General features: G+C 63.6%; 19 protein-coding genes. 3 read left to right on the top strand and 16 right to left on the bottom strand.

Annotation, left to right across the window (positions count from 1 at the left end):
* Nucleotides 1-14 precede the first annotated feature (14 nt).
* From ACTNBZ_RS08945 to rpmE, 13 genes are all read right to left on the bottom strand, one after another.
* Nucleotides 15-1,418 carry an MATE family efflux transporter gene (locus ACTNBZ_RS08945; RefSeq protein ID WP_441209324.1) on the bottom strand — a complete coding sequence of 468 codons (1,404 nt, stop codon included), beginning with the start codon at nt 1,416-1,418 and terminating at the stop codon, nt 15-17.
* The gene (locus tag ACTNBZ_RS08940) at nt 1,405-1,854 is read right to left on the bottom strand and encodes a MarR family winged helix-turn-helix transcriptional regulator (RefSeq protein ID WP_326206352.1); all 450 of its coding nucleotides are present in this window, start codon (nt 1,852-1,854) and stop codon (nt 1,405-1,407) included. Before ACTNBZ_RS08940 ends, ACTNBZ_RS08945 begins: the two co-directional genes overlap by 14 nt.
* Nucleotides 1,855-1,995: 141 nt before the next feature.
* Entirely contained in the window at nt 1,996-3,987 is a 1,992-nt protein-coding gene (locus ACTNBZ_RS08935; protein ID WP_441209323.1) for a fructose-1,6-bisphosphatase, read from the bottom strand.
* Nucleotides 3,988-4,138: 151 nt separating this feature from the next.
* Nucleotides 4,139-4,621 (bottom strand): GNAT family N-acetyltransferase, encoded by a 483-nt coding sequence (locus ACTNBZ_RS08930; protein WP_441209322.1) that lies wholly within the window; start codon nt 4,619-4,621, stop codon nt 4,139-4,141.
* Between the two features lie 139 nt (nt 4,622-4,760).
* Nucleotides 4,761-5,879 (bottom strand): M20 metallopeptidase family protein, encoded by a 1,119-nt coding sequence (locus tag ACTNBZ_RS08925; protein ID WP_441209321.1) that lies wholly within the window; start codon nt 5,877-5,879, stop codon nt 4,761-4,763.
* Between the two features lie 97 nt (nt 5,880-5,976).
* Nucleotides 5,977-7,290, bottom strand: a complete 1,314-nt coding sequence (gene rpoD / locus ACTNBZ_RS08920; RefSeq protein ID WP_441209320.1) for an RNA polymerase sigma factor RpoD — start codon at nt 7,288-7,290, stop codon at nt 5,977-5,979.
* Between the two features lie 4 nt (nt 7,291-7,294).
* Nucleotides 7,295-9,049, bottom strand: coding sequence for a DNA primase (gene dnaG, locus ACTNBZ_RS08915; RefSeq protein ID WP_441209319.1), 1,755 nt, complete (start codon nt 9,047-9,049; stop codon nt 7,295-7,297).
* Nucleotides 9,050-9,088: 39 nt separating this feature from the next.
* Nucleotides 9,089-10,093 (bottom strand): deoxyguanosinetriphosphate triphosphohydrolase, encoded by a 1,005-nt coding sequence (locus tag ACTNBZ_RS08910; RefSeq protein WP_441209318.1) that lies wholly within the window; start codon nt 10,091-10,093, stop codon nt 9,089-9,091.
* A gap of 132 nt (nt 10,094-10,225) precedes the next feature.
* Entirely contained in the window at nt 10,226-10,855 is a 630-nt protein-coding gene (locus ACTNBZ_RS08905) for a YigZ family protein (RefSeq protein WP_441209317.1), read from the bottom strand.
* A gap of 15 nt (nt 10,856-10,870) precedes the next feature.
* On the bottom strand, nt 10,871-11,404 hold the full coding sequence (locus ACTNBZ_RS08900) for a GNAT family N-acetyltransferase (RefSeq protein ID WP_441209316.1): 534 nt from the start codon (nt 11,402-11,404) through the stop codon (nt 10,871-10,873).
* 3 nt (nt 11,405-11,407) lie between these two features.
* On the bottom strand, nt 11,408-12,697 hold the full coding sequence (hflX, locus tag ACTNBZ_RS08895) for a GTPase HflX (protein WP_441209315.1): 1,290 nt from the start codon (nt 12,695-12,697) through the stop codon (nt 11,408-11,410).
* A gap of 19 nt (nt 12,698-12,716) precedes the next feature.
* Nucleotides 12,717-13,223 (bottom strand): flavin reductase family protein, encoded by a 507-nt coding sequence (locus ACTNBZ_RS08890; RefSeq protein WP_441209314.1) that lies wholly within the window; start codon nt 13,221-13,223, stop codon nt 12,717-12,719.
* Between the two features lie 111 nt (nt 13,224-13,334).
* Nucleotides 13,335-13,541 (bottom strand): 50S ribosomal protein L31, encoded by a 207-nt coding sequence (gene rpmE / locus ACTNBZ_RS08885; RefSeq protein ID WP_441209313.1) that lies wholly within the window; start codon nt 13,539-13,541, stop codon nt 13,335-13,337.
* A gap of 184 nt (nt 13,542-13,725) precedes the next feature.
* Between rpmE and ACTNBZ_RS08880 the strand changes: the two genes are divergently transcribed.
* Nucleotides 13,726-15,171, top strand: a complete 1,446-nt coding sequence (locus ACTNBZ_RS08880; protein ID WP_441209312.1) for an alanine/glycine:cation symporter family protein — start codon at nt 13,726-13,728, stop codon at nt 15,169-15,171.
* Between the two features lie 6 nt (nt 15,172-15,177).
* Here ACTNBZ_RS08880 and trxA read toward each other — a convergent pair whose 3' ends face one another.
* Genes trxA through ACTNBZ_RS08865 form a run of 3 tightly spaced genes read right to left on the bottom strand, consistent with a single transcriptional unit; the run spans nt 15,178 to nt 16,713 of the window.
* The gene (gene trxA, locus ACTNBZ_RS08875; RefSeq protein ID WP_441209311.1) at nt 15,178-15,495 is read right to left on the bottom strand and encodes a thioredoxin; all 318 of its coding nucleotides are present in this window, start codon (nt 15,493-15,495) and stop codon (nt 15,178-15,180) included.
* 56 nt (nt 15,496-15,551) lie between these two features.
* Nucleotides 15,552-16,415 carry an NAD(P)/FAD-dependent oxidoreductase gene (locus ACTNBZ_RS08870; protein ID WP_441209310.1) on the bottom strand — a complete coding sequence of 288 codons (864 nt, stop codon included), beginning with the start codon at nt 16,413-16,415 and terminating at the stop codon, nt 15,552-15,554.
* A complete protein-coding gene (locus ACTNBZ_RS08865; protein WP_441209309.1) occupies nt 16,405-16,713 on the bottom strand; it encodes an ArsR/SmtB family transcription factor in 309 nt (102 codons plus the stop codon). The genes ACTNBZ_RS08870 and ACTNBZ_RS08865 overlap by 11 nt, the downstream gene beginning before the upstream one ends.
* 183 nt (nt 16,714-16,896) lie before the next feature.
* Here ACTNBZ_RS08865 and ACTNBZ_RS08860 point away from each other — a divergent pair, with 183 nt between their 5' ends.
* On the top strand, nt 16,897-18,492 hold the full coding sequence (locus tag ACTNBZ_RS08860) for a potassium/proton antiporter (protein ID WP_441209308.1): 1,596 nt from the start codon (nt 16,897-16,899) through the stop codon (nt 18,490-18,492).
* A gap of 85 nt (nt 18,493-18,577) precedes the next feature.
* The gene (locus ACTNBZ_RS08855) at nt 18,578-19,522 is read left to right on the top strand and encodes an L-lactate dehydrogenase (protein ID WP_441209307.1); all 945 of its coding nucleotides are present in this window, start codon (nt 18,578-18,580) and stop codon (nt 19,520-19,522) included.
* Nucleotides 19,523-19,643 lie beyond the last annotated feature (121 nt).

The raw sequence follows: 19,643 nt of genomic DNA, 5'->3' as shown, positions 1-19,643 counted from the left end.
GGCCCTGAAAACAGCTACGCGGTAATGACCTTCTCCGCCGACTCCTCCCTCGTCTGCTCCAACTGCCACAGCCTGCGGAACTCGGCCCGGACAAAGAGGATGGCCAGCGCAGCCGCGATGCCGTCAGCCACAGGAGCGGCGTACATCACGCCGTCGATGCCGAAGAATATGGGCAGGATCACGATCATCGGCAGCAGGAAGAGGATCTGCCGGGTCAGGGACATGAAGATGCCCCGGGACGCCTTGCCGATGGAGGTGAAGAAGTTGGCGGTGATGGGCTGGAACGCGTTGAGGAAGGTAAAGAACAGGTAGATGCGGAAATAATTCTCTGCAAAGCGGAAGTACTCCTCGCTGCCCGTGCCGAAGATGGCGATGATCTGCCGGGGGAAGAGTTGGAAACACAGAAAAGCCACCGTGGAGATGGCGGTGCCAACCGTCACCGCCTTCACATAGGCCTCCCGCACCCGGGCGTAATTCTGCGCGCCGTAGTTATAGGAGACGATGGGCTGCAGCCCCTGGGCCAGTCCGAGAACCAGTGAGAAAAAGAGCATTCTCACCTTGGAAATGATGCCGGCACAGGCCAGAGGGATGCTGCTGCCGTAGTTGGACAGGCCGCCGTAATAGGTAAGGGTATTGTTCAGGGCGATCTGGACAACCATCATAGCCATCTGGTTGAAAAAGGATGCCATACCCAGGGAGGCCACAGCTCCGCAGCAGACCGGAGACAGGCGGATATCGCCGAGTTTCAGCGGCACTGTCTTAAACCGGGTCAAATACCCTATCACCATGCAGGCCGATATGATCTGTCCCAGCACCGTAGCCAGAGCGGCACCCTCCATCCCCATTCCAAACCCAAACATGAACAGCGGATCCAGAATCGTATTGATCACCGCTCCGGTCAGGTTGCAGAGCATGGAGTACCGGGGACTGCCGTCGGCCCGGATGAGATTGGTGCCGCCGGTGGTCAGGATGAGAAAGGGAAATCCGAAGGACGTGATGCCCGTATAGGTCAGGGAATAGGCCAGGGTGTCCTGATCCGCGCCGAAGGCCAGCATCAGCGGCCGGAGGAAGAGCCGCACTCCCACACACAGCACCACGCCGAAGGTCACCAGCATGGCCACCGCCGTACCAATGAAGCGCCGGGCCTTCTCCGGATCCCTCCGCCCCATGGCCAGATTGAAGTTGGCCGCACCTCCCACGCCGCACAGCAGCGAGATCGAGGTGCAGATGATGGTCAGGGGAAAGGCCACGTTGGTGGCCGCATTGCCCAGAATACCGATGCTGCGGCCGATGAAAAACTGGTCCACCATGTTGTACAGGGCGCTGACCACCATGGCGATGATGCTGGGAACGGCAAACTGCTGCAGCAGCGTACCGATCTTTTCCGTTCCCAGCAGGTCTTTGTCATTGCTCGCCATGTCCGTTGTCCTCCTCGCCCTCCGACTGCCTGCGTGCCCGTTCCGCCATCCGCGCCAGACACGCTGCCAGTTCTTCCACATCCCGTTCCGGCATTCCCTCCAGAACGGCGTTCCACCACTCATCCAGAGTCTGATAGAGCCGGGGCAGCACCTCCCGCCCCCGCCGGTCCACCCGGAGGGAATACCCCCGCCCCTCCTTGACCCGGCTGAGATAACCCTCCTGTACCATCCGGTTTATCTTCCGGGTGGCCTGCGCCTCGTCAATGGCCAGGTCACGGCACATGTCTTTCTGGCTGCAGCCCTCGTGCTTGAGGACGTAGATCAGGAAATTGTACCCGGCATAGCCCAGTCCGTCATCCCGCATACGCTGGTTCACATACCGCTGCTTGTGGCGGTGCAGGATGGAGATATACTTTCCCAGAATATGAGGTTCCATGGTTTCACCTTCCTTGACTGGTCAAGTATAGTCCCATTTAATTGACTTGTCAAGTATTGTCGGAATCCGTATTTTATAAAAAGAACCACCCGTTTATACGGGTGGTTCCTGGAGGCGCAGGAGCGCCTTTTGCTCCCCGGGTCAGTTCTTGTGATCCTCCGCGATCTCGCCGCTGCGGTAGGCCCCCAGCAGGGCCATCAGGTCATCGATCTGCTCCTGGAGCTGCCGGCCGATATCGGTCCCGGCGATCTTCATGCGGGACTCCAGCCGTTCAAAGACCACCGAGCTGGAGACGATGTCCCGGTTTTTCCGGATGGCGCTGGCACGGCCAGCAAAGGGCTCGTGGGACACCAGTCGGAAGCAGGAGGAGTTGTAGATCAGGGTGTAGCCGGCGATTCCGGTGGTCTTTTGATAGGCCTTGCAGAAGCCGCCGTCGATGACCAGCAGCTTGCCGCCGCCCTTTACGGGGCTTTCGCCCTTTTTGGACTTGACCGGGATGTGGCCGTTGATGATGTGGCAGTGGGGCCCCTCCAGGCCGAACTCCCTGAGCAGGGCATCGCACACCGCCGGGTCGTTATAGTACTTGTAGTAGGCGTTTTTGGGCTCGGCCCAGACGGACTCGTCCTTGATGAGCCGCCGCTCAAAGGTGGTCATCTTGTCCCGGCCGAAGATGGGGCTGTTGCGTCCGGCCCACAGCCACCACAAAAAGTCCATGCCGAACTGCCGTTCGGGAGAGCCGGGGCGGCTGTAGTAGGCCCGGCGGGCGGTCAGGTCGGCGTAGTCCAGGAACGCCTTGCCCGACAGGGGCTCGCAGCCGATGGCGAGCTTCATCAGCTCCCCGTCCTCGGTCATGGGGATGCACCCGTGGAAGAGGAGGTTGCCGTTGAACACCTTGTAGAGGCTGCCCTTGGAATAGAGGAAGCGGATGTGCCGCTGCAGCTTCTCGCTGTGACGGAAGGAACGGGTCAGCTGGTCGATGAGCACACTCTCCTCCGGGGTGAGGGCATAGGGGTCCTTCCGGTCCACCGTGGGGAAGTCGGTATCCTCCAGGGGGTAGACGGTACCGTTGATGGTGATGCACCTGTTCTCATAGTCGATCTTATCCAGCAGCAGGCGGTCTTCCATGCCGAAACAGGGGTTGCGGAGGATCTTCTGCCCCTCCAGCTTGAAGAGGATGACGGTGATGGCCTTGTGCATCCGGGCGGCCAGCAGCTTGTCCTTCTCGGTATAGCGGCTCTCGTCCTCGTTGGTGAGCTTGACGGCGAACTGGGTCACATCACAGTTGGAGTAGACCTCGTTGGCAAAGACCGACAGGGGCCGCAGGGAAATACCGTAGCCGGTCTCAATGACCTCCAGGTTATTATAGCGCAGGGAATTGGCCAGTACCGTGGCCACCAGGGTGCGGGAGCCGGAGGCCGCGCCCATCCACAGGATGTCGTGGTTGCCCCACTGGATGTCCACACTGTGGTAGGCCATCAGGGAGTCCAGGATGATGTCGGCGCCGGGGCCCCGGTCAAAGATATCGCCCACCAGGTGCATGTGGTCCACCGCCAGGCGCTTGATGAGCTCGCACAGCTGCACCAGGAAGTTGGAGGCCCGGTCGATGTCGATAATGGTGGCGATGATGTTTTCATAATAGTCCCGCTTGTCGCTGTCCTCATAGTGGGTGTGGATCAGCTCGTCGATGATGTAGGCATACTCCTTGGGCATGGCCTTGCGGACCTTGGAGCGGGTATACTTGGAGCTGACCAGGCGGCACACCTCAATGAGCCGGTGGAAGGTGATGCGGTACCACTCCCGCATATCCTCGGTCTCCCGCTCGATCTCCTCCAGCTTCTCCTTGGGGTAATAGATCAGGGTGGCCAGCTCGTCCAGATCGGCCCGGGAGACGCTGGTGCTGTACAGGTCGTCCAGCTTCTCCCGCACCACGCCGGAGGCCGAGTTCAGGATATGGAGAAAGGCCTCATACTCGCCGTGCACGTCGGAGATAAAGTGCTCGGTGCCCTTGGGCAGGTTCAAAATGGCCTGCAGGTTGATGATCTCGCTGCTGGCCGCCTGGACCGTGGGATACTGCCGGGCCAGCATCTTCAGATAATGCAGGTCCTCGTGACTGTACGCTAGCTTGGATTTCATGCGCGGGCCTCCTTTTTCTTTCTTCTGATTTTATTATCCCACGTTCCAACTGCGGTTGCAAGGCTCTTCCGGTCGATATCTTTTTCACAAAGCAGACTGTCCGGGCCCGGCGCAAAACAGCCCTGACACCTGAGTGTCAGGGCTGTTTGTTTTACAGGGCACAAATCGGTGTTCCGGCCGTTCCGTTCAGATCATACCCCAGTTCCACCTCGTCCTCATCCCGGCGGCCGCTTTCCGTGAATCCCAGTTCCTTATAGAGTCCATAGGCCGTCTCATTATCAGGACTGCAGGTCAAAAGGATACGTCCGGAATCTCCGAACGGCTTTTCGCTGATATACGCAAGCACCTTTCGCAGCGCGGCTTTGCCATACCCCTTTCCCTGCTCGCTGCGGTCGATCATCATATGCCAGATGTTATAGGTCTCCTCATCGTAGTCATAGATCACCATCACATAGCCCACCATCCGTTCCCCGGCATAGATGCCGAAAGGGGTGCACTGATGATAGTAAACATAGGCCTGGGCCAGGCTGCGCACCGGATGGGACACGAACTTCTCCTGCCCGGCGCCGAGTCTGAGGTCAAAGCACGTAATGTAATTGGATTCGTCGATCTTTCTTAAGGTAATACTGTCCATAAATGCTCCTTTTCTGATTTGATCGGTATGTCTCTTTTCCAAAGCGGTCACCGTTTTTCATAAATGAACAGCCCCTTTCATGAGAAGATATCTATGTCATCGCAGGGCAGCCTGCGCTGTTTGATCCGGATACCGGGCCTCACGCCTCTTCGATCAGCGCCCGGAACAGGCGCTCCGCCTGCCGGATGGCTTCATCCGGGAAATCAAAGGCGGCGGAGTGGAGCGGCGGATAGTCCTCCCCGTTGCCCAGGAAAAACATGGCCCCCGGTATAGCGTGGAGGTAATAGCCGAAATCCTCGGAGCACCGCTCCGGCGCCGCCATCTCGCAGACCGGAAAACCCAGCCGCCGGGCCGCCTGGCGGACCTTTTCCGTCTGGGCGGGATGGTTGGCGGTCTCAGGGAACACGTCCTGATACCCGATCTCCAGTTCCAGGCCGTACCGTCCGGCCTCCCGCCGGGCCAGCGCCTCGAGAGCGGACTGGAGCGCGGCCAGCTCCCGTTCGTACTGGGCCCGGATGGTGAGCAGCAGCTCCCCCCGGTGGGCTGACACGCCGAAAGCCGGCTCTCCCACGTTGATCTGGATCACGGTACACAGCACCAGACCGTCATACCCCTCCGGGTCGGTGAGCTCCGGGATGGCGCACACCAGCCGGGCCACGGCAAAGGCCGGGTTGCGGCCCCGCTCCGGGGTGCTGGCGTGGGCAGGCGTCCCGGTGAAGCGGAGGATCATCCCCCGGGAAGCGCAGTGCATGGTCCCCTCCCGCAGACAGACCGCCCCCCGGGGATAGCCGGACATGTTGTGAAAGGCGTATACCTCCTCCACGCCCAGCTTCTTCAGCGCGGCGGCGCACACTTCGCCTCCCGCCCCGATCTCCTCGGCGTGCTGGAACACGAAGTACACGTCCCGCCCGGCGCCCCGCCGGTCCACCTCCAGGGCCAGGGCGGCCAGGGCGGCGCTGTGGCCGTCGTGACCGCACTTGTGTCCCACGCCGGGACAGCGGGAGCGGTAAGGCGCGTCAATGGCGTCCTCCACCGGCAGGGCGTCGAAATCCGCCCGGAAGGCAATGGACGGCTGATCCGTGCCGCCGCGGTACACCGCGTAGAACCACCCGTCCATGGGCACGACCTCCAGCGAAGTGTGCTCCCGCAAAAAGGACATCAGCCGCTCCCGGGTCCAGTTCTCCTGCCCCGACAGCTCCGGATGGGCGTGCAGCTCGTGCCGCAGCGCCGCCGCCAGCTCATATTCCCTCTGCTCCATGCAATCCAGCTCCCTGCCGCCCGCCGGGCGGCCTTTTTCGGATATTATACGCGGAAACCCGGGGCTGTGCAAGCCCCGGGTTTCGTGCTTTTCATTTTCAGTTCAGGAAATCCTTGAGCTTCTTGCTCCGGCTGGGGTGTCTGAGCTTGCGCAGGGCCTTTGCCTCGATCTGGCGGATACGCTCACGGGTGACGTTAAACTCCTTGCCCACTTCCTCCAGGGTGCGGGTGCGGCCGTCCTCGATGCCGAAGCGGAGCTTGAGCACCTTCTCCTCCCGGGGGGTCAGGGTGGAGAGCACCTCCACCAGCTGCTCCTTGAGCAGGGTGAAGCTGGCGGCCTCGGAGGGCTCGGAGGCATCCTCATCGGGGATAAAGTCTCCCAGGTGGGAGTCCTCCTCCTCGCCGATGGGGGTCTCCAGGCTCACCGGCTCCTGGGCGATCTTCAGGATCTCCCGCACCTTGTCCACCGGCATGTTCATCTCGGCGGCAATCTCCTCCGGCGTGGGGTCGTGGCCCAGCTCCTGGAGGAGCTGGCGGGACACCCGGATGACCTTGTTGATGGTCTCCACCATGTGGACGGGGATGCGGATGGTGCGGGCCTGGTCGGCGATGGCCCGGGTGATGGCCTGGCGGATCCACCAGGTGGCGTAGGTGGAGAATTTATAGCCCTTGGTGTAGTCGAACTTCTCCACCGCCTTGATGAGACCCAGGTTGCCCTCCTGGATCAGGTCCAGGAAGAGCATGCCCCGGCCCACATACCGCTTGGCGATGGAGACCACCAGGCGCAGGTTGGCCTCAGCCAGGCGCTGCTTGGCCGCCTTGCCCCGCTTGATGGCCTTCTTGATGGCGGCCTCCTCCTCGGGACTGAGTGCATACTCCTCCCCGTTGGCACGCATCTTCTCGATCTCAGCCCACTGTTCCTCGGCGGCGTCGCCTGCGCCCATGTCCTGGGCCAGCTGGATCTCCTCGTCGGGGGAGAGCAGGTTCACCTTGCCGATCTCCTTCAGGTACATGCGCACCGGGTCGTCGATGCCGAAGGAGTCCACCAGGGTGTTGGGGTCTACGATCTCCTCCTCCGGGATGTCCTCCAGCTCCTCGATGGGAGGCAGCGTATCGTCGCTGATCTCGGGCAGATAGTCCTCTCCGGCGGTATCGATGCCCAAATTCTCCAGGGCATCGTAGATCTTGTCCATCTGGTCGCTCTCCAGATTCATGTTCTCCAGCACGTCCATCAGCTCGCCGGCCGAAAGCTTGCCCTTCTTCTTTCCACGCTCGATGAGCTCGCTGAGCTTTTCGGCGCCGGGCATGCCCTCTACTACCTTCATGATCTCCTGGCGCCCGGCCTCCATCTGGGCCTCGCTGGGCGGGTTCCACTTGCCGCTCTTGGCTCCGGTTACTTTCTTTTCACTCATGTGCTCATCCTCCGTAGGCTTTTTTTTCTCTGTATTTCTCCCGGGCCGCCAGCAGGGGGTCCATCTGGTTCTCCCCCGTCCGTTTCAGGGCCTCGGTCTGTATGATGCTTATGTAATCCCGCAGGGCCTGCTGGCTGTTGGCCAGGTCCTCGGGCCGGTCCAGAATGGCGGCCAGATGGCTCATCTCCTCCGGCGTCAGCTCTCCGGCCAGGGCAGCCAGCTGGGTGCTCCGCCCCTCCTGGAACCGCTTTTGCAGCAGGCCGTATACCTTTCCCAGCACCGGGACCGAGAACTGCTCCGCCGTCAGGCTCCCGGTCTCCCGGAACAGCCCAGGCTCCAGCAGCATCAGCCGCAGCACGCCCTCCTCCGCCCGGCCGGAGCGCATATTGGCGTACCGGATGCCGTACTCTCTGGGCTGGAGCTGGGCGGCAGGGGTCAGGTCCTTGCGCTCCTGCTGCTTTTTGGCCTGCTTTACCCTGCGGTAATATTCCCGCTTGACCTCCTGGGCCATGGCCTCTGCCGTGATGCCGGCGGCCGCGGCGGCCTTGGCGCCGTATACCTCCCGCTCTACCGGGCTGGACAGGGTGGAGAGCATGGCGGCCGCCTCCCGCAGGAATTCCACCCGCTGGGCATCGTCCTCCAGGTCGTACTTCACCTGGATCTGCCGCAGGCGGTAGTCGATGTGGTTCTCACTCTGGTCCAGCAGCTTTGCAAAGGCCTCCCGGCCGAACTTTTTGATGAACTCATCCGGGTCCTTGGCCCCCCGCATCTGGAGTACCCGGACCTGGATGCCCGTTTTCTCCAGGATGGGGATGGCCCGCTGGGCGGCCTTGACCCCGGCGCCGTCCCCGTCGTAGGCGATGACCGCCTCCTTGGTGTACTTTGAGAGGAGCTGGGCGTGCTCCGCGGTGAGGGAGGTGCCCAGGCTGGCCACCGCGCAGTCGAACCCGGCCTGGTGGAGGGAGATGGTGTCCATATATCCCTCGGTCAGAATGATGCGGCCCAGCTTGCTCTTTTTGGCGATGTTCAGGGCGAAGAGGTTGCGGCTCTTGTTGTAGATCACCGTGTCCGGTGAGTTCAGGTACTTGGGGGTGGAATCGTCCAGCACCCGGCCGCCGAAGCCGATGACTTCGCCCCGCAGGTCGATGATGGGGAACATGACCCGGTTGCGGAAGCGGTCGTATACCCTTCCCTTCTTGTTGTCCACCGCCAGACCGGCGTCCAGCAGCTCCCGCTTGGTATAGCCCTTCTCCTGCATGGCCCGGATCAGGTTGTCCCACCCGTCGGGAGCCACGCCCAGGCCGAACCGGGTCACGATCCCCTGGGAGAGGCCCCGCTTCCGGAACAGGTACTCGGCCCCGGCCGCCCCCTCCGGCGAGCGGAGCTTGGCGTGGAAAAAGCGGGCGGCCTCCTTGTTCAGGGCCAGCAGCCGCTCCTTCCGTCGGCGGTAGCTCTCGCTCCCGCCGCTCTCCGGCACCTCCATACCCGCACGCTGGGCCAGCAGGCGCACGGCCTCCACAAAGGGCAGGTTTTCCATCTCCATGACAAAGGAGATCACGCCGCCCCCCTTGCCGCAGCCGAAGCAGTGGTAGATCTGCTTTTCCGGCGAGACCGAGAAGGACGGTGTCTTTTCACTGTGAAAGGGGCACAGGCCCCAGAGATTGTTTCCCTTCCGGGTCAGATGGACGTAGGATGAGACCACGTCGGAGATCTCGCTCCTCGCCACCAGCTCGTCGATGAATGCTTCCGGGATGGCCACGGTCCCACCTCCTGTCCGGCCGTCTCGCGGGGAACGGCGTTATTTCACCGTCCACGCCTTGGGGATGGCGATGTCGCCGAACTGCTCCACCGCGTACTTGTCGGTCATGCCCGCGATATAGTCGCAGACGGCCCGCTCCTCCCCCTCCATGAGGCGGATCTCCTGGAACTCGGCGGGCAGCTTGTCCGGATAGCGCCGGTAATAGTCATAGAGCCGGCGGATCATGTCCTGGGCCTTGGACTCCTCGCCCTTGGCCACGGGATTATAGTACACCGCCCGGAACATGAACTCCCGCAGCTCCACCATGGCCTTCCGGTACTCCTCCGACTGGCGCACCGCGTTCCTGCCCTCGCTCTCCCGGACGATGTCGGTGACCAGCGCGTCAATCCGCTCCCCGTGGGTGAAGCCCAACACCTGGGAGGCGGAGAGCGGGATATCCATGGGAAAAATGATGCCGCCCCGGATGGCGTCGTCAATGTCGTGATTGATGTAGGCGATCTGGTCGGCCAGGCGGATGATGCGCCCCTCCAAGGTGTCCGCCGCGTCGTCTCCGGTATGGCAGAGGATGGCGTTGCGCACCTCCCACGTCAGGTTCAGCCCCGCGCCGCCGTTCTCCAGCCGCTCCACCACCCGGAGGGACTGGACGTTGTGCTCGAACCCGCCGGGCATGATCTCGTTGAGGATACGCTCCCCGGCGTGGCCGAAAGGAGTGTGGCCCAGATCGTGGCCCAGAGCCGCGGCCTCGGTCAGGTCCTCGTTGAGCCGCAGGCCCCGGGCGATGGTACGGGCGATGCGGGAGACCTCCAGCGTGTGGGTCATGCGGGTGCGGTAGTGGTCCCCCTCCGGTTCCAGAAAGACCTGGGTCTTGTGCTTGAGCCGGCGGAATGCCTTGCAGTGGACGATGCGGTCGATGTCCCGCTGGAAGTCGGTCCGCATGGGGCAGCGCTCCAGGGGCCTGGCCCGGCCCCTGCTCTCCGCCGACCGGCAGGCATAGGGAGACAGGGTCTCCCGCTCGATCTGCTCCGTCCGCTCCCGCACCGTCATAAGGACCGCCTCCCGCCGCCGCAAAATGCTCACATTTACTATATACGTTTTTCGCCCTCAAAATCCTGCTTTCCGCAGAAATTTTTTATGGAATTTTTCTTTGGCCGGTAAACTCCGGGCTTCATAGGCCCTTTACCGCACCGGAACGTCCTTAAAGGCCTGACCCACCACCTGCGCGGCAGACCCGCCGGCGGTGAGTTCGGTGATCCGGGCCCGGAACGCTTCCACCCGCTCCTCGGGCAGCAGGGCGTGGACGGTGACGTCGGCGGCGTACTCGGTCTCTCCCAGCACGCCGTCCTGGCCCTCCACCTCCAGCTTCACCCGCTCGAAGAGGGCGTAAGGACAGGGCACCGCCACGTCCACCCACCGCCGCACCACCGACACGCCGGCGGCATCCAGCGCATCCTTCGCCGAGCGGGTGTAGGCCCGCACCAGTCCCCCGGCCCCCAGCAGGATGCCGCCGAAGTACCGGGTGACCACGCAGCAGAAGTTGGTGATGTTCTCCTTCTGGAACACGCCCAGCATGGGCTGCCCCGCGGTGCCCTGGGGCTCCCCGTCGTCGGAGTAGCGGACCACGCCCCCCTCCCGCACGGCATAGCACCAGCAGTTGTGCCGGGCGTCGTGGTATCTCTTTTTCATGGCCTCGATGCAGGCCCTGGCCTCCTCCTCAGTCTCCACCCGCCACACGTGGCCGATGAAGCGGGAGCGCTTTTCGGTGAACTCTGTCTCGGAGGGGCCGGTGGGGATGAAGTATTCGGTCATAAGAATCCTTCCTCTCTATCTCGCCGCTTCCCACGTCTGGCGGGTCATGGAGTAGCACAGGGCCAGCCTGGTCTCCCCCAGGCCGGGCACCTCCTGCATCCGCAGGAAGCGGAACCGGAAGCCGCACTTGCGGATGACCCGCCTGGACTTCTGGTTGCCGTCGTAATGGTCGCACCAGATGGTATTGAGTCCCAGGTCCTCAAAGCCGTACCGCAGCAGCTCCCGTACCGCCTCGGGGATGAGGCCCCTGCCCCAATAGTCGGGGCTGAGGGAGTAGCCGATCTCGTCATCCGGCCCGGCGGCCTCCTTCCGGTGCCGCCCGGTGAAGCCCGCCGAGCCCACCGCTTTTCCGTTCTCCTTGAGCACCACGGCAAACACGCCGGGGGCGGAAAAGACCGTGCGGATGATCTCCCGGCTCTCCTCCGGGCTTTCATGGGGCTTCCAGCCCGCCGGGGGTCCCACCCGGGGGTCCCGGGCGTATTCATACAGATCGGCCGCGTCCTCTTCCGTAAAGGGGCGCAAGATCAGCCGTTCCGTTTCCAGCTCCATGGCTCAGTCCTCCCAGAACTCTTTGGGCGGCTTCCAGCCGTCCACGATATAGTCCTTCATCCGGCCCAGCAGGATGGGGGTGAGCACAGCGGTGACCTCGATGGTCTCGCCGTACTCCACCTGCTCCACCTTGGCGTCCCGGTAGAGCATGTCCAGCGCCCCGCCCTGGTCGTAGGGCAGGTGGAGGACCACCCGGTGGGCGCCGGTGTCCAGCCGCTTGCCGATCATGTCCAGCAGCTCGTCCAGCCCCTGGCCGGTCTTGGCGGAGATGGACACGATGTCCTCCCCGTGGGGGACGATGTCGCCGGTATAGCGGTCCGACTTGTTGAACACGTCGATGCGGGGGGTCTCGGCGGCCCCCAGCTCGGCGATGAGCTTTTCCACCACCGCCGCCTGCTCCCGCCACTCGGGGTTGGAGGCGTCAATGACATGGAGCAGCAGGTCGGCGTACTCCAGCTCCTCCAGCGTGGCCTTGAAGGCCTCCACCAGGTGGTGGGGCAGCTTGGAGATGAAGCCAACTGTGTCCGAGATGAGGACGGTGCAGGTGTCCGAGATCTCCAGGGTGCGGGTGGTGGTGTCCAGTGTATCGAACAGGCGGTCGTTGGCGGGGATGTCCGCCCCGGTCAGCTTGTTGAGCAGGGTGGACTTGCCGGCGTTGGTGTAGCCCACGATGGCCACCACCGGCACCTCGTTCTTGATGCGCCGCTCCCGCTGGACCCCCCGCACCCGGCGGACCTGCTCCAGCTCCTCCTTGAGCTTGGAGATCTTGCGCCGGATGTGGCGGCGGTCGGTCTCCAGCTGGGTCTCGCCGGGGCCGCGGGTGCCGATGGCGCCCTCCTGCCGCTCCAGATGGGTCCACATGCCGGTAAGCCGGGGCAGCAGGTACTGGTACTGGGCCAGCTCCACCTGCAGCCGCCCCTCCCGGGTGCGGGCCCGCTGGGCGAAGATATCCAGGATGAGGGCGGAGCGGTCCATCACCGCCGCCTTCAGTTCCTCAGACAGCACCCGCTGCTGGGAGGGCGAAAGGCTGTTGTCAAAGATGACCATGCCGGCCCCGGCGTTCTCCACCAGCTCCCGGACCTCCTCCACCTTGCCCTCGCCGATGAAGGTGCGGGGGTCGGGGGTATCCTTGTTCTGGAGCACCACGCCCACACACTCGCCCCCCGCTGTCTCCAGCAGGGCTTCCAGCTCCTCCATGGTGGTCTCGGTGGCATTTTCCTCCCGGCTCAGGCAGTGGGCCGACAGGCCCACCAGCACCGCCCGGTTGATGCTTTCCTTCTTTTCCTCGCTCATAGTACCTCCGCGGGGCGCCTCAGTCCCTCTTCAGGACCTCCACGATCTCCCCGATATACATTCTGTGGTAGTCTTTGCCCGGATACCACTTCTCATCCAGACTGCTGTCGGTAAAGCAGTCCGCGTCCAGGTCCTGGCGGTACAGCTTCCGGCACACCAGCACCAGCCGTGCCTCCTCAAAATAGGGCGCGTTCCCGGCGGCGGCCGCCACGGTAAAGCCGCAGGCCTTCACCTTATCCACGTCCCGGCCGCTCTCCCTGCCGCACAGGGCCAGCGCGTCCCGCCGCTCCCCGCCGAAGAAGGAGAGCGTATAGTACTCCCCCTGCTCCAGCAGCTCCCGGGTATACCGCTGGGGCCGGATGACGCACATGGCCACGTTCTTCCCCCACAGCACGCCCAGGCCGCCCCAGGACGCGGTCATGGTATTGCAGTTCTCCGGCGTCCCGGCCGTGACCAGCATCCACTGGTCGGCCAGCATGGAAAACACATTTTCGTTCAGAGCTTTTGGGTCCATTCGTTTCAGCATATCGAGCCGCCTCCCTGTCATGGTCCGTATTCTGCTGCCAGTATATGCGCGCGGCGCCGGAATGAACAGAAAAACCCGTACCGAAACCGGTACGGGTTTTATCTTGCCAACTTACTTCTTATCCAGACCGAACTTCTTGTTGAAGCGGCTGACACGTCCGCCAGTATCCACCATCTTCTGCTTGCCGGTGAAGAAGGGGTGACACTTGGAACAAACTTCGACCTTGATGTCCTTCTTGGTAGATCCGGTTTCGATCACATTACCGCAGGCGCATCGAATGGTGGTCTGAGCATAGTTGGGATGGATGCCTTCCTTCATTTATGTTCACCTCTTTCTCCCAGGGGATAAGTCGTCATAAACGCAACTGATATATTACCACATACCCCTATAAAATGCAACTCTTTTTTCGGAGAAAATTTTATTTTTTTGTTGTCTTCCGCCCGGGGCGGCATGAAGCGCCCGGCCGGCGCATATTCCTCTTTTCAAGAACGGAGGGATGGACATGACCTTTCTCACCCGCCTGGGGGACGCGCTGTGGGACCCCTGGCTGCTGGGGCTCTTTCTCATTACCGGGCTGTGGTACTCGGTGCGCACCGGCTTCTTCCAGCTCTTCGGCCTGCCGGTGTGGCTGAGGGCCACGGTATGCTCCATCTTCCGCAAGCGGCAAAGGCGCTCCGGCGGAGGGCTCACCCAGTTCCAGGCCCTATCCACCGCTCTGGCCTCCACCATCGGCACAGGCAGCATCGCCGGGGTGGCCACCGCCATCTTTTACGGCGGGCCGGGGGCGGTGTTCTGGATGTGGGTCTCAGCTCTGCTGGGTATGATGACCGGCTGCGCCGAAAAAACCCTGGCCGTGCGCTGGCGGGAGCGCGCCCCCGGCGGCGGCTGGCAGGGCGGTCCCATGTGCTGCATGGAGCGGGGTCTGGGCATGCGATGGATGGCCCTTTGGTTCTCCCTGTGCTGCGCCGCCGCCTCCCTGGGGGGCGGCAATCTGGTGCAGGCCAACTCCATCGCCACCGCCCTCCACGCCTCCTTCGGCTGGGACCCGCTGCTCGTGGGCCTGGTCACCGCCGGGTGCTGCGGCGCGGTGATCTGGGGCGGCATCGGCCGCATCGGGCGCATCAGCGAGGGGCTGGTGCCCTGTATGGCTCTGCTCTTTCTGGGTGGGGGCGTGGCCATCCTGGCGGCCAACGCCGCCGCCATCCCAGGCGCCCTGGCTGATATTTTCTCCTGCGCCCTCTCTCCCAGGGCGGCCCTGGGGGGCGGCGCAGGCTATACCGTGTCCGCCGCCATGCGCTACGGCGTGGCCCGGGGGGTCTTTACCAACGAGGCGGGCATGGGGTCCTCCGCCATGGCCCACGCGGCCGCCGATGTGGACGACCCGGCCCTGGAGGGCATGTGGGGCATCTTTGAGGTGTTCATCGCCACCATTCTGGTCTGCTCGGTCACCGCCTTGGTCATCCTGACCACCGGGGTCTATCAGCCCGAGGCGGCGCTGGAGGCCATCCGCTCCGGCACGGTCACCGACGGCATGCTGGGCGCGCCATTGTCCGCCGCCGCCTTTTCCACCCTGTTCGGCCCATTTGGCGGGGCCTTCGTGTCGGTATGCCTGCTGCTCTTCGCCTTTACCTCCCTGCTGGGGTGGAGCTACTACGGCGAGCGCTGCCTCTCCTACCTCACCGGCGGGGAAGGCTTCCGCCCCGTCTACCGCTGTGTGTTCACGGCAGCCATCGTGCTGGGCAGCGTGGGCGACCTCTCGGCGGTCTGGCAGTTGGCCGACATCTTCAACGGTCTGATGGCTCTGCCCAACCTGATCGCCCTGCTGCTCCTCTCCCCACAGGCCCTGGAGCTGATGCGGCCCTGGACCGCCCCCGGCTCCCGCACCGGGGCCGCCCGGACGAAAAACGGCGGCCGTCTCAGCCGAGACGGCCGCCGGGTGCGGCAGTGATTTTCCTTACAGGTTGGCGTCCAGCACGGCGGTATAGGCGCCGGCGGGCATCACGCCCACCTTGCGGTCGATCTCCCGGCCGTCCTTGAAGAAGATGACGGTGGGGATGCTCATGATGCCGAAGCGCTGGGCCAGGGCGGGCTGCTCGTCGGTGTTGACCTTGCCCACGATGGCCTTGCCCTCGTACTGGTCAGCCAGCTTCTCGATGGTGGGGCCCAGCATGCGGCAGGGGCCGCACCAGGAGGCCCAGAAATCCACCATGACCAGGTTCCCGGAGGAAACCGCCTTGTCAAAACCCTCGGTGTTGAAATGATACAGTGCCATAATTCATGTTCCTTTCTGTTTTTGATCGGTTCTTTTTGATCCTCCGGCGGCGGGGTTCAGACCCGTCCGCCGGCCTTTCGGTCCACATATTCCGCCGCCCGCTGGCCGGCCACCAGGCCTTCGCCCACTGCCTTGGACACCTGAAGGGGCAGCCCGGTGCAGTCCCCCGCCGCGAACACGCCGGGAATACCGGTGGCCATGTCCCGGTCCACCCGGATATAGCCGCCCTCCAGCTCCAGGCCGGGCAGCAGCTCGGCGGGGGCCACGGAGGGCCGCAGCAGGAAAACGCAGGCGCAGGGCAGCTCTTTCCCGTCGGCCCGGAGGGCGGTCACCGCCCCCTCGCCCACGATCTCCAGCCGGGACGCCGTGACCACCGGGATCTCAGGAGAGAGCCCCTCGGGGGCCCGGCGGCTCACATAGGTCACACGGCAGCCCAGCTCATGGAGGTAATTGGCCTCCTCCGGCGCCTCGGCGGAAAAGCCCGCCACCACCACGTCCCTGCCCCGGTAGAGCATGCCGTCGCAGGTGGCGCAGTAGCTCACGCCCCGGCCCAGATACTCGCTCTCGCCGGGATACCTGGTCCCGTGGGCCGCACCGCAGGCCAGGATCAGCGCCCGGCTCTCCACCACCTGGCTGCCCACCGCAACGAAGAAGCCCTCGTCGGTGGGCATGGCGCTGAGGGCCCGGCCGGTCATCCGCTCCACCCCCGCCGCATCGGCGTGGGCGCCAAAGCGCTCCAACAATTCTGTCCCCGTCAGGCCGGGCAGGCCCAGGTAATTGTCCACCCGCGGGGCCCGGCCCAGGGGATTGTCCGCCGGGGAGCTGCTCACCACCAGCACAGACTTGCCCCGAACGCGGGCCTGGACAGCGGCAGACAGGCCCGCCGGACCGCCGCCGATGACGATCACATCATAGCTCACTGTGATAATCCTCCTCCCGTTCCCCCAGCAGGGCGGCCACCACCGCCCCCACGCCGGGGTCCGCAATCTCATAGTATACTTCGTTGCCTGCCCGCACGGCTCTGACCACTCCCGTCGCCTTCAGCTTGGCCAGGTGCTGGGAGATACAGGACTGGGACTGACCGGTGTTCCGCTCCATACACGTCACGTTCCGGCAGCCGCATTTCAGCAGACCGCGGACGATCCGCAGGCGCAGGGGATGGGCCAGTGCCTTGAGCAGCTCCGCCTTTTCTTCATAGGGGATGCCGGGATCGTTCACGTTCTCACCTCGTTCCAAATTTTCTAATATTATTATATTCTAATATTCTTATCTGTCAAGCCCCATTCGCGTTTTTTCTCCAATAAACAGATCGGTTGCTCTTTTCCATTTCTTTTGATAAAATAATCATATATCAAGATCTTCTCCCATCTCTCTCATTTTTTTACTGGAAAGGAGTCTTTCGTGACCTTTTTGCTGATCCTCATCGCGCTGGTGCTGGTGCTTGGCGTCCTGCTGGGCAGGCTCTCCGACCATGTGGGCATTCCGGTGCTGCTGGCCTTCCTGGCCCTGGGCATGATCTTTGGCTCCGACGGCCTGTTCAAGATCCCCTTTGAGAATTTCGACTTCGCCAGCCAGATCTCCACCGTAGCCCTGATCTTCATCATCTTTTACGGCGGCTTCGGCACCAACTGGAAGGCGGCCCGGCCGGTGGCTCTCCCCGCCGTCCTGCTCTCCACGGCGGGGGTGGTGCTCACCGCCCTGTTCACGGGAGTATTCTGTCACTTTGTTCTGCGGCTCTCCTGGCTGGAGAGCCTTCTCCTGGGGTCGGTCATCAGCTCCACCGACGCGGCCTCGGTCTTCTCCATCCTGCGTTCCAAGCGGCTGAGCCTGAAATACGGCACCACCTCCCTGCTGGAGCTGGAAAGCGGCAGCAACGACCCCTTCGCCTATATGATGACCTTCCTGCTCCTGCGCATGATGAGCGGGGGCGTCACCGGCGGGGAGGTGGCCCTGCTTGCCTTCCGCCAGATCTTTTTCGGCCTGGCCTGCGGAGCCGCCCTGGCCTGGGCGGCGGTCCGGCTGTTCCGAAAGCTGCGGCACGACCCCGCCGCCGTGCCCCTGATGACCGTGGCGGTGGCACTGCTCTCCTATGCCCTGCCCACCGCCCTGGGCGGCAACGGCTATCTCAGCGCCTACCTGGTGGGCATCGTACTGGGCAACCAGAAGTTTTCAGACAAGAAGGCCATGGTCACCTTTCTGGACGGCGTGGCCAGCCTGATGCAGATCGCCCTCTTCTTCCTGCTGGGCCTGCTCTCCTCCCCCTCCCGCCTGCCGGCCTGCCTGCCTGCGGCCCTGGCCATCATGCTCTTCCTCACCCTGGTCAGCCGCCCGGCGGCCACCTTTCTTCTGCTCACACCCTTCCGCGCGCCCCTGCGGCAGCAGGTGGTGGTGTCTTGGGCGGGCCTTCGGGGGGCCACTTCCATCGTCTTTGCCATCATGGCGGTCATCGACCAGGCTCAGACCCATGGCGACCTGTTCCATATCGTATTCTGCGTGGTGCTGCTTTCCATCGGCCTTCAGGGCACTTTCCTCCCCTGGTGCGCCCGCCGTATGGACATGATCGACGAGCAGGAGGACGTGCTGCGCACCTTTACCGACTACACCGCCGACACCCCGGTCCAGTTCATTCGCCTGCGCATCCACCAGGACCACCCCTGGAACGGCGTTCCCCTGCGCCAGGCCGTCCTGCCCCCTGACACCCGGGCCGCCCTTATCCTGCGGGGGGACGCCCGGATCCTGCCCCGTGGCGACACCTGCCTCTGCGCCGGTGACGTTCTCATCCTCAGCGCCATGGCCTACCAGGATGACCGCCATCTCTCCCTCAGCGAGACGATCCTGGACCGAAAGCACGAGTGGTGCGGCAAGCGCCTTTCGGAGATCGACTGGGGCGGTTCCCTGGTGATCCTGGTCCGCCGGGGAGAGGAAGCCCTTCTCCCCACCGGCAGTCTGGAGCTGTGCCCCGGCGACACGCTGGTCATGGCCTCTGACCCCGGCTAGCGCCGCGCAGGCGGTATCTTCTATTTTTTCAAAAACGGGGCACCCTATTCCGGTACGCATACCGTCTCGGAAAGGAGTGTTTTCTATGATCAACCCCCGCAAGGCCGCCATCATCGGCTGCGGCTTCGTGGGCTCCTCCATTGCCTTCAGCCTGATGCAGCGGGGCCTGTTCTCCCAGCTGGTCCTGCTGGACGTCAATCACGCCAAGGCTGAGGGGGAGGCCATGGACCTGAGCCACGGCCTCCCCTACGCCGCCTCCATGGACCTCTATGCCGGCACCTATGACGATGTGGCCGACTGCGCCCTCATCATCATCACCGCCGGGGCCAATCAGAAGCCCGGCGAGACCCGGCTGGATCTGATCGGCAAAAACATCGGCATCCTCCGCTCCATCATCCCGGAGATCAGCCGCCGGGGCTTTGAGGGCATCCTGATGGTGGTCTCCAACCCGGTGGACGTGCTGACCTACGCCGCCTGGCGCCTCTCCGGCTTTCCCGCCCACCGGGTCATCGGATCGGGCACGGTGCTGGATACCGCCCGTCTCAAGCAGCTGCTGGGCCAGCACCTCCGGGTGGACAGCCGGAACGTCCACGCCTTCATCATCGGCGAGCACGGGGACAGCGAGCTGGCGGTGTGGAGCAGCGCCAATATCTCCGGCATCGACCTGGAGCATTTCTGCGCCCTGCGGGGCTGTTCCGACCCCAGAGACGCCATGGAGCGGCTCTATCAGGGCGTCCGGGACAGTGCCTATGAGATCATCGCCCGCAAAGGGGCCACCTACTACGGCATCGCCATGGCCGTGCGGCGGATCGCCGAGTGCATCATCAAGGATGAGCAGTCGGTTCTCCCGGTGTCGGTGGTCCTTCAGGGAGAGTACGGCCTGGACGGGCTCTGTCTCAGTATTCCCTCGATCCTGGGAAAAAATGGTCTGGAGAAGGTGCTGGAGATCCCCCTGGACCGCCGGGAGACCGATGCCCTTACCGGCTCCGCCGCGCAGCTCCGGCAGGTCATCCGCCAGCTCTCACTTTGAGATACCGCCGCGGGGGGGGGGGGGGGGGCGGGGGGGGGGGGGGGGGGGGGGGGGGGGGCGCGGGGCGGGGGGGGGGGGTGGGGTTTTCTGGAGGTGGTTGTTTTTGTTGTTGTTTTTTATT

The sequence above is a fragment of the Pseudoflavonifractor sp. HCP28S3_F10 genome (assembly GCF_052065415.1).
Lineage (GTDB): Bacteria > Bacillota > Clostridia > Oscillospirales > Oscillospiraceae > Pseudoflavonifractor_A.
The sequence above is the reverse complement of the archived record's forward strand: the minus strand, read 5'-3'. Positions and strand labels throughout refer to the sequence as shown.

Bases quoted from the DNA above. Each gene is read 5' to 3' on its own strand.
- ACTNBZ_RS08945 (WP_441209324.1), bottom strand. From the start codon at position 1,418: ATGGCGAGCAATGACAAAGACCTGCTGGGAACGGAAAAGATCGGTACG.
- ACTNBZ_RS08940 (WP_326206352.1), bottom strand. From the start codon at position 1,854: ATGGAACCTCATATTCTGGGAAAGTATATCTCCATCCTGCACCGCCAC.
- ACTNBZ_RS08935 (WP_441209323.1), bottom strand. From the start codon at position 3,987: ATGAAATCCAAGCTAGCGTACAGTCACGAGGACCTGCATTATCTGAAG.
- ACTNBZ_RS08930 (WP_441209322.1), bottom strand. From the start codon at position 4,621: ATGGACAGTATTACCTTAAGAAAGATCGACGAATCCAATTACATTACG.
- ACTNBZ_RS08925 (WP_441209321.1), bottom strand. From the start codon at position 5,879: ATGGAGCAGAGGGAATATGAGCTGGCGGCGGCGCTGCGGCACGAGCTG.
- rpoD (WP_441209320.1), bottom strand. From the start codon at position 7,290: ATGAGTGAAAAGAAAGTAACCGGAGCCAAGAGCGGCAAGTGGAACCCG.
- ACTNBZ_RS08910 (WP_441209318.1), bottom strand. From the start codon at position 10,093: ATGACGGTGCGGGAGCGGACGGAGCAGATCGAGCGGGAGACCCTGTCT.
- ACTNBZ_RS08905 (WP_441209317.1), bottom strand. From the start codon at position 10,855: ATGACCGAATACTTCATCCCCACCGGCCCCTCCGAGACAGAGTTCACC.
- ACTNBZ_RS08900 (WP_441209316.1), bottom strand. From the start codon at position 11,404: ATGGAGCTGGAAACGGAACGGCTGATCTTGCGCCCCTTTACGGAAGAG.
- hflX (WP_441209315.1), bottom strand. From the start codon at position 12,697: ATGAGCGAGGAAAAGAAGGAAAGCATCAACCGGGCGGTGCTGGTGGGC.
- ACTNBZ_RS08890 (WP_441209314.1), bottom strand. From the start codon at position 13,223: ATGCTGAAACGAATGGACCCAAAAGCTCTGAACGAAAATGTGTTTTCC.
- rpmE (WP_441209313.1), bottom strand. From the start codon at position 13,541: ATGAAGGAAGGCATCCATCCCAACTATGCTCAGACCACCATTCGATGC.
- ACTNBZ_RS08880 (WP_441209312.1), top strand. From the start codon at position 13,726: ATGACCTTTCTCACCCGCCTGGGGGACGCGCTGTGGGACCCCTGGCTG.
- trxA (WP_441209311.1), bottom strand. From the start codon at position 15,495: ATGGCACTGTATCATTTCAACACCGAGGGTTTTGACAAGGCGGTTTCC.
- ACTNBZ_RS08855 (WP_441209307.1), top strand. From the start codon at position 18,578: ATGATCAACCCCCGCAAGGCCGCCATCATCGGCTGCGGCTTCGTGGGC.